The 16203-nt window shown below is 48.0% G+C and carries 1 protein-coding gene; it reads left to right on the top strand.

Annotated features, from left to right (window positions below):
- Positions 1-38: 38 nt before the first annotated feature.
- Positions 39-16166 (top strand): non-ribosomal peptide synthase/polyketide synthase, encoded by a 16128-nt coding sequence (locus G9F50_RS05770; protein ID WP_165406467.1) that lies wholly within the window; start codon positions 39-41, stop codon positions 16164-16166.
- Positions 16167-16203: the final 37 nt, after the last annotated feature.

Raw genomic sequence — 16203 nt, 5'->3', positions numbered from 1 at the left:
GCATTATTTCTTTAAAATATATAAAATGAGGTGCTCCAATGTCGGTATTTAAAACTCAAGAAACGTACTGGGAAAACCTGTTTGATGAAGAAGACGGCCTAAGCGCATTCCCTTACTTTAAAGCAGCGGATAAAGCGTCGTTGGCCCGTACCGGCTACCAGGAAAAATGCATCTGCCGTTCCTTATCTCCGGAAGTATCTCAAAGAATCATGACAATGGCGAATCATTCCGATATGGCGGCCTATCTGATTTTATTGGCGGGTATTGAATGCTTGTTATATAAATATACGGATCGAACGAGCCTGATTCTTGGCATTCCAACGGTATCGAAGCAAAAAGCCGGCCAGTCAGCCGTTAACAACATTGTCCTCTTAAAAAATACGCTTTCAAACGAGAGCACATTTAAAACCGTATTCGGGCAGCTGAAAGAAGCCGTTAATGATTCTCTGAAAAATCAAAACCTGCCGTTTAGAAAAATGGCCCGGCATCTGAGCGTGCAATACAATGACGAGCATATGCCTTTGATTCATACCGTCGTTTCGCTTAACGAAATTCATTCCTTGCAATGTAAAGAAGATACTGCAACCGATACGCTGTTTCACTTTGATTTGGAGAACAACGGGATTCATTTGAAGCTTTTTTATAACGGCAATCTGTACGATGAGCGCTATATCAATCAAATTGTATCCCATTTGGATCAGCTGCTGTCTGTGATCCTGTTTCAGCCTCAAGCCGCGATCCATACGGCAGAGATCTTACCGGAAGCGGAAAAACAGAAGCTATTGTTTGATTTTAACGACACCGTCAGAGATTTCTCCGGGAGCAGAACAGTCTATCAATTATTTGAAGAACAGGCAGAAAGAACGCCTGAGCATGCGGCCGTCAAGTTTAAAAACGACCATTTGACGTACAGGGAACTGAATGAGAAGGCGAGCCGTTTGGCAAGAACATTGCGTAATTGCGGGGTTAAACCCGATACGTTAGTTGCCATTCTCGCTGATCGTTCATTAGAGATGATCGTATCCATTATAGCTGTTTGGAAGGCAGGGGGCGCTTATGTGCCCCTGGATCCTGAATATCCAAAAGAGCGGCTTCAATATTTGCTTCATGATGCGGATGCAGACGTTCTCCTTGTTCAGCATCATTTAAAAAACAGCCTCGCCTTTGACGGCCCGGTGATTGATTTGAATGATGAAACATCATACCATGCCGATTGCTCATTGTTATCACCAGTAGCGGGACACAGCCATTTAGCCTATGTCATTTATACGTCGGGTACAACAGGAAAGCCGAAAGGGGTCATGGTTGAACACGGCGGCATTGTGAACTCGCTTCAGTGGAAGAAGGCGTTTTTCAGGCATTCTCCGGCGGATCGCGTACTTGTCTTGTACCCGTATGTTTTTGATGCGTTCATTTTAAATTTCTTCGGCCCGCTCATCTCAGGAGCAACTTTGCACCTTTTGCCTAATGAAGAGAATAAAGAAACTTTCGCCATTCAAAATGCCATAAAACAAGAAAGAATTACCCATTTTTCAACTTCTCCCCGTCTTCTGAAAACGATGATCGAACAGATGAACAGAGAGGATTTCATCCATGTTCAGCATGTTGTTGTAGGCGGTGAGCAGCTGGAAACAGATACAGTTGAGAAGCTGCATTCTCTGCAGCCTCGCATTCGGATCAATAATGAATACGGACCGACAGAAAACAGCGTGGTATCTACATTTCACCCTGTTCAGTCCGCTGATGAACAGATCACAATCGGCAGCCCGGTGGCCAACCATCAAGCTTATATTTTAGGAGCGCACCATCAAATCCAGCCGATCGGCGTACCGGGAGAGCTGTATGTCGGAGGAGCGGGAGTGGCCCGCGGCTACCTCAATCGGCCTGAATTGACGGAGGAAAAATTTGTGGAGCATCTGCATGTCCCTGGTCAAAAGATGTATAAAACGGGGGATCTCGCCAGATGGCTGCCGGATGGAAGAATCGAATATTTAGGGCGGATTGATCATCAAGTGAAAATTCGCGGCTACCGGATTGAGATCGGCGAGGTAGAGGCAGCCATGTTCAATCTGGAAAACGTTCGTGAAGCCGCAGTCGTCGCGCGGGAAGACGCAGACGGGGCAAAACAATTGTATGCCTATTATGTCGGCGAGCCTTCTTTGACCGCTGCGCAGTTCAGAGAAGAATTATCCCGGGAACTGCCGAATTATATGATTCCCTCCCGCTTTATCCCTTTGGAACGCATTCCGCTCACTTCCAATGGGAAGATTGATCTGAAAGCTTTGCCTGCTGCTGACGAAAATACGCGGGCGGAAAACGAATACATAGCCCCGCGGAACACAATAGAAGAACTGCTGGCGTCTATCTGGCAAGAAGTATTAGGGGCAGAACGTATAGGAATTTTGGATAATTTCTTTGATTTTGGCGGAGATTCGATTAAATCAATTCAGGTGTCATCCAGATTGTATCAAGCCGGATACAAGGTTGATATGAAGCATTTGTTTAAACACCCCTCGATTGCTGAACTTAGTCAGTTTGTAGCACCGGTCAGCAGGGTGGCTGATCAAGGAGAAGTGAATGGCGGAACCAAGCTGACCCCGATACAGCATTGGTTTTTTGAGCAAAAAATGCCGCATGCACACCATTACAATCAGGCCGTCATGTTATATTCGGCGGAAGGCTTTAAAGAGGGCCCGCTTCGCCGGACGATGGAACGGATCGCGTCGCATCACGATGCCTTGAGGATGATTTTTGAAAAAACACCGGATGGATACGCTCCGCGAATTACAGGAACAGATGAAAGTGAACTATACCATCTGGAAGTGATGAATTATAAAGGGGAAACCGATCCGGCTCAAGCGATTGCCGATAAAGCGAATGAGATTCAAAGCAGCATGGTATTAGACAAAGGGCCATTGATGAAGCTCGGTTTGTTCCAATGTCCGGATGGAGATCATTTGCTGATTGCAATTCATCATTTGCTGATTGACGGTGTATCCTGGCGTATTTTGCTCGAAGATTTTGCAAGCGGTTATGAGCAGGCAGAACGCGGACAAACGATCCAGTTCCCGCAAAAAACAGACTCGTTTCCATTCTGGGCCGGTCAATTGTCCAAATATGCGGCGGAAACCGATATGGAAGAGGAGATTGCGTATTGGACTGAGCTTTCAAGTATAAAGCCTCAGCCATTGCCTAAGGACACTATCAGCGAAGGATCGTTATTAAGAGACAGCGAAGAAGTGACGATTCAATGGACAAAAGAGGAAACGGAGCAATTATTAAAACAAGCGAACCGCGCCTACAACACGGATATCAACGATCTGCTGCTGACTTCGTTAGGGCTGGCTGTTCACAAGTGGACAGGCACGGAAGAGATTGTCGTGAATTTGGAAGGCCACGGGAGAGAACCGATTATTCCGGATGCTGACATTTCCCGCACGATAGGATGGTTCACAAGCCAGTACCCTGTCGTCCTGAGGATGGAAGCCGGAAAAAACCTGTCGCAGCGGATCAAGATCGTAAAAGAAGGGCTGCGCCGTATCCCTGACAAAGGAATGAATTACAGCATCATCAAATATATAGCCGGGCATCCGGAAGCCGACAGCCTGCAGCTGAAACCGGAGATATCGTTTAACTATTTGGGACAATTTGACCAAGACCTGAAACATCAGGCTTTACGCATGTCGCCTTTTTCCACAGGGTTATCAATGAACGAAAACCAAGAGAGAACGGCCGTGCTTGATTTGAACGGCATGATTGCCGAAGGGACATTATCACTGACACTGAGCTACAGCAGCAAACAATACGAAAGATCTACTATAGCGCAATTTGCCCGGGGGTTGAAAGAAAGTCTGCAAGAAGTCATTGCGCATTGCGTAAGCCGGCAGCAGACTTCTCTCACACCAAGTGACATCCTGTTAAAAGACATCTCAATCGACGAACTGGAACAGCTTTTGGAGCAGACGCGTGAATTAGGCGAAGCGGAAAATATTTATCCATTAACGCCGATGCAGAAGGGCATGCTGTTTCACAGCTTATTTGATCCGAATTCTGATGCTTATTTTCAGCAAACGATGTTTGATCTGCATGGAGATCTGGAAATTGATTCATTTTCAAAAAGCTTGGACGGCTTATCGCAAAAATATGATATTTTCCGCACGAATTTTTACAGAGGCTGGAAGGATCAGCCGCTCCAAATCATATTCAAAACGAAAAAAATCGGCTTTCAATTCAATGACTTACGAGAGATGAAGGAATCTCAAAAAGAAGCGATGATTCAGCAGTATGCCAGAGAAGATAAGATGCGGGGGTTCGACTTAGAAAAAGGCGCGTTAATGCGGTTATTCATCCTTCGTACGGATGAAAAGACATACCGTTTTATCTGGAGTTTCCACCATATTTTGATGGACGGCTGGTGTCTGCCGCTGATTACAAAAGAAATTTTCGAGAATTACTTTGCCTTGCTTCAGCAAAAGCAGCCTGAACAATCGTCAATTACTCCGTACAGTCAATATATTGAATGGCTCGGCCGGCAAGATGCGAAAGAGGCCACGGCTTATTGGGATCAGTACTTGGAGGGATATGAGGAGCAAACCGGCCTTCCTAAGGATCACCATGCAGCGGAGGACGGACGATACGTTCCTGAAAAAGTGACGTGTGACATAAGCTCCGATCTCACTTCGAAAATGAAGCGGACGGCAGGCAAGCATCATGTCACGCTGAACACGCTGCTGCAGACGGCATGGGCGGTTTTGCTGCAGAAATATAACCGCAGCCGGGACGTTGTGTTTGGAAGTGTTGTATCCGGAAGACCTGCTGGAATTCCAAACGTGGAAAACATGATCGGCTTATTCATTAACACCATCCCCGTCCGGTTCCGGTGTGAAGCCGGGACAACGTTTGCCGGGCTTATGAAAGAGGCGCAGGAAAGGGCTGTAGCGTCTCAACAATTTGAGACGCACCCACTGTACGATATTCAAGCGCGTACAACGCAAAAGCAAGATTTAATTACACATTTAATGATATTCGAAAATTATCCGGTTGATCAGTATATGGAAAGTATAGGCCGCCAGAACGGAACATCCATCACGATTTCCAACGTCCAAATGGAAGAACAGACCAACTACGATTTTAATTTGACCGTTATACCGGGCGACGAGATGAACATCTCTTTTGAATACAATGCAAATGTGTATGATCGGGCAAGCATAGAGCGGGTTCGGGAACATTTCATGCAAATCCTGCATCAAGTCGTGACAGATGCGGATATCCGGGTGGACCAAGCGGAATTGTTAACGGAAGGCGAAAGAAGAACCCTTCTGCAGACGCTTAACGACACGGCCGCGCCGTTTCCGCAGACACCGGTTCATCAATTATTTGAAGAGCAATCGCAGCGTACGCCCGATCAAGCAGCCGTCATTGATAAGGACAGGCAGCTCACGTACGGAGAGCTCAATAAGCGGGCCAACCGACTGGCGCGAACGTTAAGAGCGAAAGGAGTGCAGGCGGATCAGCCTGTAGCCATCATCGCAAGAAACAGCATCGAATCGGTGGTCGGAATCCTTGCCGTTTTAAAATCAGGCGGAGCCTATGTCCCTATAGATCCGGAATATCCGCAAGACCGCATCCGGTATATGCTGGATGACTCCCAAGCCGGAATCGTTTTAATGCAGCGGGACGTCAGGAAACAGCTTGCCTATGAAGGCGTCACGGTTTTACTTGATGATGAAAGTTCTTATCACCAAGATGGCTCTGACCTTGCTCCGATAAATGATGTGAGTCATTTGGCATATGTCATTTATACGTCAGGTTCCACAGGCCGGCCAAAAGGCGTACTAATCGAGCACGGAGGCTTGACCAATTATATTTGGTGGGCGAAAGAAGTTTATGTAAAAGGCGAGAAAGCCAACTTCCCATTGTATTCGTCAATTTCTTTTGATCTGACGATGACTTCTATTTTCACGCCGCTTGTCACAGGCAATGCAATCATCGTCTATGACGGAGAGGATAAAACAGCTCTGCTTGAATCGATTGTGCGGGACCCGAGGGTGGATATCATTAAATTGACCCCGGCCCATTTGCAGGTTTTGAAAGAAATGAACTTTGCCGATCAAACGGCTGTCCGAAGAATGATTGTGGGCGGGGAAAACTTAAGCACCCGGTTAGCCCGCAGCATTCATGAACAGTTCGAAGGCCGGATTGAAATATGCAATGAGTACGGACCGACGGAAACCGTTGTCGGCTGCATGATTTACCGTTATGATGCCGCAAAGGACAGGCGGGAATCAGTACCGATCGGAACCGCTGCGGCAAACACGAGCATTTACGTTCTTGATGAGAATATGAAACCCGCGCCGATCGGTGTCCCGGGAGAAATCTATATCAGCGGCGCCGGAGTGGCAAGAGGATATTTGAACCGTCCCGAATTAACGGCAGAGAAATTTGTCGATGACCTGTTTGAACCCGGAGCGAAGATGTATAAGACCGGAGATTTGGCGAAGTGGCTGGCGGACGGAAACATTGAATATGCGGGCAGAATAGATGAACAAGTGAAAATCAGAGGCTATCGTATCGAATTAGGCGAGATCGAGGCGGCACTGCTTCAAAAAGAAGCAATCAAGGAAGCTGTCGTTACAGCCAGAGAGGATGTCCACGGGTTTAAACAATTGTGTGCATATTACGTGAGCGGCGGGCAAACAACGGCAGCCCGGCTCCGGAAACAATTGTCTCAAACCCTTGCAAGTTATATGGTTCCGGCTTATTTTATTGAGCTTGATGAAATGCCTTTAACTTCTAACGGAAAAATAAACAGAAAAGGGCTGCCGGCTCCGAATTTCGAGCTGCAGGACAGAGCAGAGTATAAAGCTCCCCGAACAAAAGCTGAAGAAATATTAGTTTCTGCCTGGGAATCGGTATTAGGCGCTGAAAACGTCAGTATTCTTGATAATTTCTTCGATCTTGGCGGAGATTCCATTAAATCCATTCAAGTATCCTCCAGATTAAATCAGCAAGGATACAAAATGGAAATCAAAGACTTGTTTCAATATGCAACAATTGCAGAATTGAGTCCGCATATCAAGCAGAATCTGCGTATAGCCGATCAAGGTGAGGTCAAAGGAAAAGTCAGCCTGACTCCTATTCAGCATTGGTTTTTCGAACAAACAACAACAGATCAGCATTATTACAATCAAGCCGTCATGCTGCATGCGCCGGAAGGTTTTCAGGAAACGCAGCTTCGTCAAACCCTGCAAAAGCTTGCTGAACATCACGATGCGCTCCGCATGACGTTCCGGACTACGGAAAATGGCTGTGAGGCACAGAATGAAGAAATCGCCCAAAGCGGGCTGTACCGCTTAGAAGTCCTGAATCTGAAAGAAGATCCCGATCCGGGGCGTACAATTGAAGCCAAGGCTGATGAGATACAAAGCAGTATGCGTTTAAGTGATGGGCCGTTAATGAAAGCCGGGTTGTTTCAATGCGCAAATGGAGATCATCTGCTCATTGCCATCCATCATTTGATTATAGACGGGATTTCATGGCGTATTTTACTGGAAGATATCGTTAGCGGCTACAAGCAAGCCGAGAACGAGCGAGTGATTCAACTGCCGCAAAAAACAGACTCTTTCCAATTATGGGCTGAGAGACTGTCAGAATATGCGCAAAGTGAAACGATAAAACAAGAACAGGAATATTGGACAAAAATCGAACAAACCGAAGTCAAACCGCTGCCTAAAGATTTTCATGAAACCCATACAACTGCAAAAGACAGCGAAACAGCAACTGTGGAATGGACGAAAGAGGAAACGGAGCTCTTATTAAAACAAGCGAATCGCGCTTATCACACGGAAATAAACGATTTGCTTTTAACTTCTCTGGGTCTTTCCATATCGCATTGGTCAGGACTGGAACAAATTCCGATTCATTTAGAGGGACACGGCCGAGAACAGATTATACAAGATATAGATATCTCCCGCACGGTCGGGTGGTTTACAAGTCTGTATCCGGTTGTGCTGCACGCGCAGCTGGGCAAAGAAATCTCTGATTATATCAAGACGACCAAAGAAGGATTGCGCCAAATTCCGCATAAAGGGATCGGATATGGAATAGCAAGGTACTTAAGCGGCGGAATGCCATCGAAACTCAATCCCGAGATCAGCTTTAACTATCTGGGACAGTTTGACCAAGATTTACAGCAGCATGGGGTTCGGTTATTATCTTCTTATTCTTGCGGTTCAGACTCAAGCGGAAATCAAGAAAGACCGTATGTATTGAATATAAACGGAATGATCACCGAGGGCCGGCTGAAGCTTACGATCAGCTACAGCAGCAAACAGTACGCAAAAGAAACGATCATGCGGTTATCGGAAACGATTCAAAGCCGCCTGCGGACAATCATTACGCATTGCGTTCATAAAGAACAATCGGAACTGACGCCAAGCGATATTTTGTTAAAAGGCATATCCATTGACAAATTGGATCAGCTCCTCATTCAACTGCCGCATGCAGGTGAGGTTGAAAACGTGTATCCGCTCACTCCGATGCAGAAAGGAATGCTCTTCCACAGCCTGCTGGACGAGGCCTCAAGTTCTTATTTTGAACAAGCATCGTTCGATTTGCAGGGAGAGTTAAAGATTGATTGGTTTAAAGCAAGCCTTGAACGATTATTTGAAACATACGCCGTGCTCAGAACCCGTTTTTACAGCGGCTGGAACGATACTCCTTTACAAATTGTCTATAAAACGCAAACACCGCAAATTCATTTTGCAGATTTGCGTGATATAGAGGAGCACCTGAGAGAGGATGCAATCGCAGCCTATCAAAGAGAAGACAAGGCAAAAGGATTTGACTTGGCTCGGGATCCGCTGATGCGCATAGCGATTTTCCGTATGGAAGACCGCAAATATCATTTGATTTGGAGCTTCCATCATATTGTGATGGATGGCTGGTGTCTGTCTCTTATCACGAAGGAAGTGTTTGATCATTATAGCGCCTTACAGGAAGGCAGGGAACCAGAACCGCCATCGGCAGCTCCTTACAGCGACTATTTCGAGTGGCTTGACCGCCAAGATCAGGGAGCGGCAAAGCGGTACTGGAGCGGGTATCTTGAAGGATATAAAGGTGAAACCACGCTTCTTCATAAAATAGCGCAGCATGAACAAAAAGAATACGCTTATGCCAATGTGATCTGCCGATTTGATCACGAACAGACAAAACAATTACAGCAGATCGCAAATCAGCATCAGGTTACGTTAAATACGTTGATCCAAACGTTATGGGGGATTTTGTTACAGAAATACAGCGGGTCCGCAGACGTTGTCTTCGGCAGTGTCGTGTCGGGAAGGCCGGCGGAAATTCCTGATGTGGAACAGATGATCGGCCTGTTCATCAATACCATTCCGGTTCGCATCCGCTGCGATGAGGACAGCACTTTTGCTGATACGATGCAAATGGTTCAACAAAACGCGCTGGCTTCCCAATCGTACGATACCTATCCTTTATACGAAATTCAGGCCCAAACGGAACAAAAGCAAAACTTAATTGATCATATCATGATCTTTGAAAATTATCCGATAGGGCAGCAAGTCGAAGAGGGCCATGATGCTGCGGATTTAAATATCGTGAATTTCCATATAGAAGAACATACCCATTACGATTTTAATGTAGTTGTCATCCCTGGCGAACAACTCACCGTTCATTTTAGTTTTAACCGAAATGAATATGGACAATCAGAAGCAGAGCGGATTCGCGGACATTTTGAACAGCTCATGCAGCAAGTATTGCAGCTGCCGTCTGTCAAAATAGAAGAAATGGAACTTCTGACGCAGCAAGAAAAAGAACAGCTGCACAGCCGTTTTCAGTCTAACGAAATGCATTACCCACGTGAACAAACGATTCATCAGCTGTTCGAGGAACAAGCACTCCGGACGCCGAACCATGAGGCGGTTATATTCGAGGAGCAGCGTATGACATACCTTGAGTTAAATGAACGGGCCAATCAACTAGCACGCACTTTACGAGCTGAAGGCCTACAGGCCGACCAGCTTGTTGCGATCATGGCTGAGCGTTCTCTAGAAATGATGGTCGGGATTTATGCAATCCTGAAAGCGGGAGGCGCTTATGTGCCAATCGACCCGGATTACCCGGAGGAACGCATACGCTACATCCTTGAAGATTCAGGAGCGACCCTGCTGCTGTCACAGCGTCACGTGAAAGAACGGGTTGCTTTTGCAGGAACGGTCATCGATCTCGATGATACTTCCGTTTACGATGATGACGTTTCTAACTTGGAGCCGCTGTCTGGTGCGGGCGATAGGGCATATGTAATCTACACGTCCGGATCGACCGGCAAGCCCAAGGGGGTTATGGTTGAACATCGTCCGGTTATAAACCGGTTGATGTGGATGCAAAAGGCTTATCCGATCGGCAGCGGCGATACGATTTTACAAAAGACAGCGATCACCTTCGACGTCTCGGTATGGGAGCTGTTCTGGTGGGCTTTGACCGGTGCGAAGGTGTGCCTGCTTCCGCTCGGCGGAGAGAAAGACCCTGAAGTGATTTGGAACACAATAGAAGAGCAAAGTATCACGACAATGCATTTCGTCCCGGCGATGCTGCACGCCTTCCTGAAGTTTGCGGAAACACAGACGGCGAGCGGACAGACAAGCAAGCTGCGTACGTTGCGGCAAGTGTTTGCAAGCGGTGAGGCATTAATGCCGGCACATACGGCAAGATTTCATCGCCTTATTACGCCTGTGAACGGCGCCCAACTGATCAACCTGTACGGCCCGACGGAAGCAACGGTCGATGTGTCGTACTTCAACTGCGAAGCGAACCAAGCGTATGCATCGGTACCGATCGGCAAGCCGATCTCGAATATACAGCTGTATATGATGGCACCGGGATCAATGCGTCTACAGCCAGTCGGAGTACCGGGAGAGCTTTGTATCGCAGGCGACGGACTGGCGAGGGGGTACCTGAACCGTCCGGAGCTGACTGCGGAGAAGTTCGCGGATCATCCGTTCGAACCCGGCAAACGGATGTACCGGACGGGCGATCTGGCGAGATGGCTGCCGGACGGTAACATCGAATATTTGGGCCGGATCGATCATCAGGTGAAAATTCGAGGATACAGGATCGAACTCGGCGAGGTGGAAGCTCAGCTCTTAAAGATAGAATCGGTACAGGAAGCAGTAGTCACCGCTCTTGAAGACGGAGCCGGAGAAAAGCAGCTATGCGCATACTTTTCAGCGAACACCGAGCTGATGGTAAGCGAGCTGCGAATAGCGCTGTCGCAGGAACTGCCGGGGTATATGATCCCGTCGTACTTTATCCAACTGGAGCGTTTGCCGTTAACGGCAAACGGAAAAATCGACCGCAAAGCATTGCCAGCACCAGAAGGAGGCGTGCAAACAGGGATCGAATACGTTGCTCCCCGTACAGCGGCGGAAGCGCAGCTGGCGCATATCTGGCAAGAGGTGCTTGGACTTCCGCGTATCGGCGTGAAAGACAATTTCTTCGACATCGGCGGTCACTCGCTGCGGGCAACGACGCTGACAGCGAAACTGCACAAAGAGATGGGGGTCAGCCTGCCGCTGCGGGAAGTGTTCCGATCGCCAACAATTGAAGAAATGGCAGAAACGATTACCGGTATGAAACACACAGCATATACATCTATCCCGACCGTTGAAGCAAAAGAATACTATGCCGTCTCCTCGGCGCAGAAACGGTTGTACATTTTGAATCAGCTGAAAGGCGGTGAGCTGAGCTACAACATGCCGAGTGTCATGAGAGCCGATGGAGCTTTGGATCGGGAACTTGTCGAGAAGGCGATCCGCAAGCTGATTCAGCGCCATGAAACGCTGCGTACCGGCTTTGAACTGATAGACGGAGAACCGGTGCAGCGGATCTATGACGACGTCCCATTTGCAGTGGAATTCACTCAGGCGAAAGAAGAACAGGCGGAAGCCCTTGTTCATGGGTTTGTGCGGGCATTTGACTTGGAGAAAGCGCCGCTGCTGCGGGTAGGACTGATCGAGCTTGCAAAAGACCGCCATTTGCTGCTATTTGACATGCATCATATCATTTCCGATGGCGTATCTATCAAGAATTTGATTGAAGAGTTCGTTTCATTATATGAAGGAAAAGAATTGCCGCCATTGCGGGTTCAGTATAAAGATTATGCGGCGTGGCAGCTGTCGGATATGCAAAGCGAACGGATGAAGAAACAGGAAGCGTACTGGCTGGATGTGTTCAGCGGAGAGGTTCCGGTGCTGGATATGCCAACCGACTACGGAAGACCGGCTGCGCGGAGCTTTGAAGGAGGACAAATCGAGTTTGTCATCGGACCGGAGTTGACGGAACAGCTGAAAGGCTTGGCGCTGAAGAGCGAAAGCACGCTGTACATGGTGCTGCTGGCTGCTTATACGACCATGCTTGCCCAATACAGCGGGCAAGAAGACATCGTAGTAGGCAGCCCGATTGCCGGAAGAACCCATTCGGATTTGGAAAGCTTAATCGGCATGTTCGTGGGCACACTGGCGATACGAACGAATCCGGTCGGGGAAAAAACATTCCGGGAATACGTGCAGGAAGTCAAAGAGCATACATTAAAAGCGTATGAAAACCAGGAGTATCCATTCGACGAACTGGTGGACAAGCTGAATGTGTCCCGGGATTTCAGCCGCCATCCGCTGTTTGACACGATGTTCATATGGCAAAACACAGAACAGGGAGAATTGAGCCTCGATGATGTGCGTTTTACCCCTTATCCGGACAACCATGCGATGGCGAAGTTCGACCTGACGTTCCAAGCGGCAGAAAATGAAGACGGAATTACAGGTATGATCAGTTACGCGGCAGCGCTGTACAAGCAGGAAACTGCGGAACGCATGGCAAAGCACTTTATCCAATTGATCGAGGCGATTGCGAATGATCCGCAGGCGCCGCTTTCATCGCTGGAGATGATCACCGCGCAGGAGAAAGAGCAGATTGTGGAAAGATGGGGTCAACCGGCGATAGACTGCCCAAGGGACAAAACAATTCACCAATTGTTCGAGGAGCAGGCGGAGCGCACGCCGGAACATACGGCCGCAGTTTACGAGAAAAGCCGATTCACATACCGTGAGCTGAATGAGCGGGCCAACCGCCTGGCGCGGATTTTAAGAAGCGAAGGCGTGCAGCCTGACCAGCCTGTGGGTATTCTGGCAGAACGTTCTCTGGAAATGATCGTGGGGATTATGGCGATCCTGAAAGCCGGGGGCGCGTATGTGCCGATGGATCCGGACAGCCCGCAGGAACGCCTCCGCTATATTCTGGAGGATTCAGGAGCAAAGGTTCTGCTGGCACAGCCCCATTTACAAGATCGTGTATCCTTTGCCGGAGAGATTTTACTGCTGAATGACGAACGAATGAACAGCGGGGACGGCTCGAATCTGGTGACGGCAGCCGGACCGGATCACTTGGCGTATGTGATTTACACATCAGGCACAACCGGCAAGCCAAAAGGCACGCTGATTGAGCATCGCCAGGTCCTTCATTTGATGGAGGGGCTCCGCGGACAAGTGTACGGTGCTTATGATTCGGGATTGCGTGTGTCTTTGTTGGCACCGTACTATTTCGACGCATCTGTCAAGCAAATTTTCGCGGCACTGTTAAGGGGACATGCACTGTATATCGTCCCTAAAGCATCAGTATCAGACGGTTATGCCTTGTCAAACTATTATCGCACCCACCGCATTGACGTAACAGACGGAACACCGTCACATTTGCAATTGCTTATCGCTGCAGACAGCCTTCATGGGGTAACGATCCGGCACATGCTTATTGGAGGAGAGGCGCTCCCGCAGGCGACGGTGGCGCAATTGCTTGAATTGTTCGCTTCGAACGGGTCATCAATGCCGCTCATAACCAATGTATACGGTCCGACGGAAACCTGCGTGGATGCATCGGTCTTTCACATCGTACCGGAGACATTGGCATCCGCTGACGACGGCGGTAACGTGCCGATCGGCAAACCGCTGGGCAACAACCGTGTGTATATTGTTGATTCCCATGATCGGATGCTGCCTATAGGTGTAAAAGGTGAGCTGTGCATCGCCGGAGACGGAGTAGGACGGGGGTATCTGAACTTGCCTGAATTAACGGGCGAAAAGTTTGTGGCCGATCCGTTTGTAATCGGAGAGCGGATGTATAAAACAGGCGACCTTGCCCGTTACCTGCCGGATGGAAACATTGAATATGCCGGAAGAAAGGATCATCAGGTTAAAATTCGCGGTTACCGGATCGAACTTGGCGAGGTGGAAGCCGCTCTTCTCAACATCGAGCATGTACAAGAAGCGGTGATCCTGGTCAGAGAAAATGCAGAGGGGCAAAGCGATTTGTATGCCTATTTTACAGGGGAGAAGTCACTGCCGATCAATCAGCTTAAAGAAAAACTCTCCGATCAAATACCAGGCTACATGGTTCCTTCATACTTGATGCAACTGGAGCAAATGCCGTTAACCTCCAATGGAAAAGTGAATCGCAGCGCGTTACCGCTGCCTGAAGCAGGCTTGCAGACCGGGATTGACTATGTTGCTCCAAGGACAAAGCCGGAAGAGCAGCTGGTTCACATCTGGAAAGAAGTATTGAAGGTAGAACAAGTCGGCGTAAAAGATAACTTTTTCGATCTCGGCGGGCATTCGTTACGGGGGATGACGCTCGTTACCAAGATCCATAAGCAATTCGACAAAAGCATTTCATTGAGAGAAGTGTTTCAATACCCGACGGTTGAAGAAATGGCGAGGGTCATTGCAGGCGCGGAAACCAGCGGTCCGGATGAAATCCCTGTTGCAGAAGCCAAAGATATTTATCCTGTATCTTCTGTGCAAAAGATGGTTTACCTGTCTACACAAATTGAAGGCGGAGAACTAAGTTACAACATGCCGGGGATTTTGACATTGGAAGGCAGGATCGACATGAATCGTTTACAATCTGCGTTCCAAAGTCTGATCCAACGCCATGAATCGCTACAAACCGGATTTGAAATGATCCGCGGAGAGCTGGTGCAGGTGATCAAGCCGCAGGCGGATTTCTCTATAGAAAGGTACAAAGCAGCTGATGAAGAGGTCGAGGAGCTGTTCCGCAATTTCGTGCGGCCTTTCGATCTCAGTCAGGCTCCATTGCTTCGGGCCGGACTCATCGAATTAGAACAGGACAGACATGTTTTCATGTTTGACATGCATCATATCGTTTCAGACGGCGCTTCTATGAATATTTTTGTTGAAGAACTGATTCAATTGTATGACGGCAAAGAATTAACCCCGCTCCGGATTCAATACAAAGATTACACTGTATGGCAGCAGCAGGCGGAGCAGAGGGAACGCATCAAGAGCCAGGAGAACTATTGGCTGAATGTATTTCATGAGGAACTCCCGCCATTTGAGCTGCCGAAAGATTTTGCCAGACCGCGAATTCGAAGCTTTGAAGGCAAGCGATACAATTTCGCTCTCGATGAGAACGTGGTCCAGGGGATAAAACAGATGGAAGAATTGACCGGATCGACCGCTTACATGATCTTGCTGTCAGCCTATAACATACTGCTGGCCAAATACAGCGGTCAGGAAGATATCGTCGTCGGTACGCCTATTGCGGGAAGAATGCATGAAGATTTACAGCATATTATCGGGATGTTTGTGAATACGCTGGCCATCCGTACGGCCCCGGCTGGAGAAAAGACTTTTATGGACTATGTAACGGAAACAAAAGAAACGATGCTGAAAGCTTATGAAAATCAAGAATATCCTTTTGAAGAATTAGTTGAGAAACTGGGAGTGAAACGGGACTTAAGCCGGAATCCGCTATTCGATACGATGTTTGTTCTGCAAAATACGGAACAAACGGATATCGAATTGGACTCTCTCGCGGTCAGACCATATGAACAAACAAATACGGCGGCCAAATTTGATTTACAGCTGACCTTCGTGATGAATCCGCACGAGATACGAGGAAGCTTTGAGTACTGCACGAAGCTGTTTAAACAGAAAACCATCGCTACACTGAGCAAGGATTACGCCATGATTCTGTCGGCGATCATAAAAGACCCATCGATTCCTTTAAAAGAAATTCAATTAAGTGAGAAAGTAAACAAAAGTGAACACTTTGCAAGCGAAATCGAATTGAATTTCTAAAAACGGCCGGTACCGGCTGTCCCCGGCATGATGTTTT

The sequence above is a fragment of the Bacillus sp. EKM206B genome (assembly GCF_011066015.1).
Classification (GTDB): Bacteria; Bacillota; Bacilli; order Bacillales; family Bacillaceae; genus Bacillus; species Bacillus velezensis.
The sequence above is the reverse complement of the archived record's forward strand: the minus strand, read 5'-3'. Positions and strand labels throughout refer to the sequence as shown.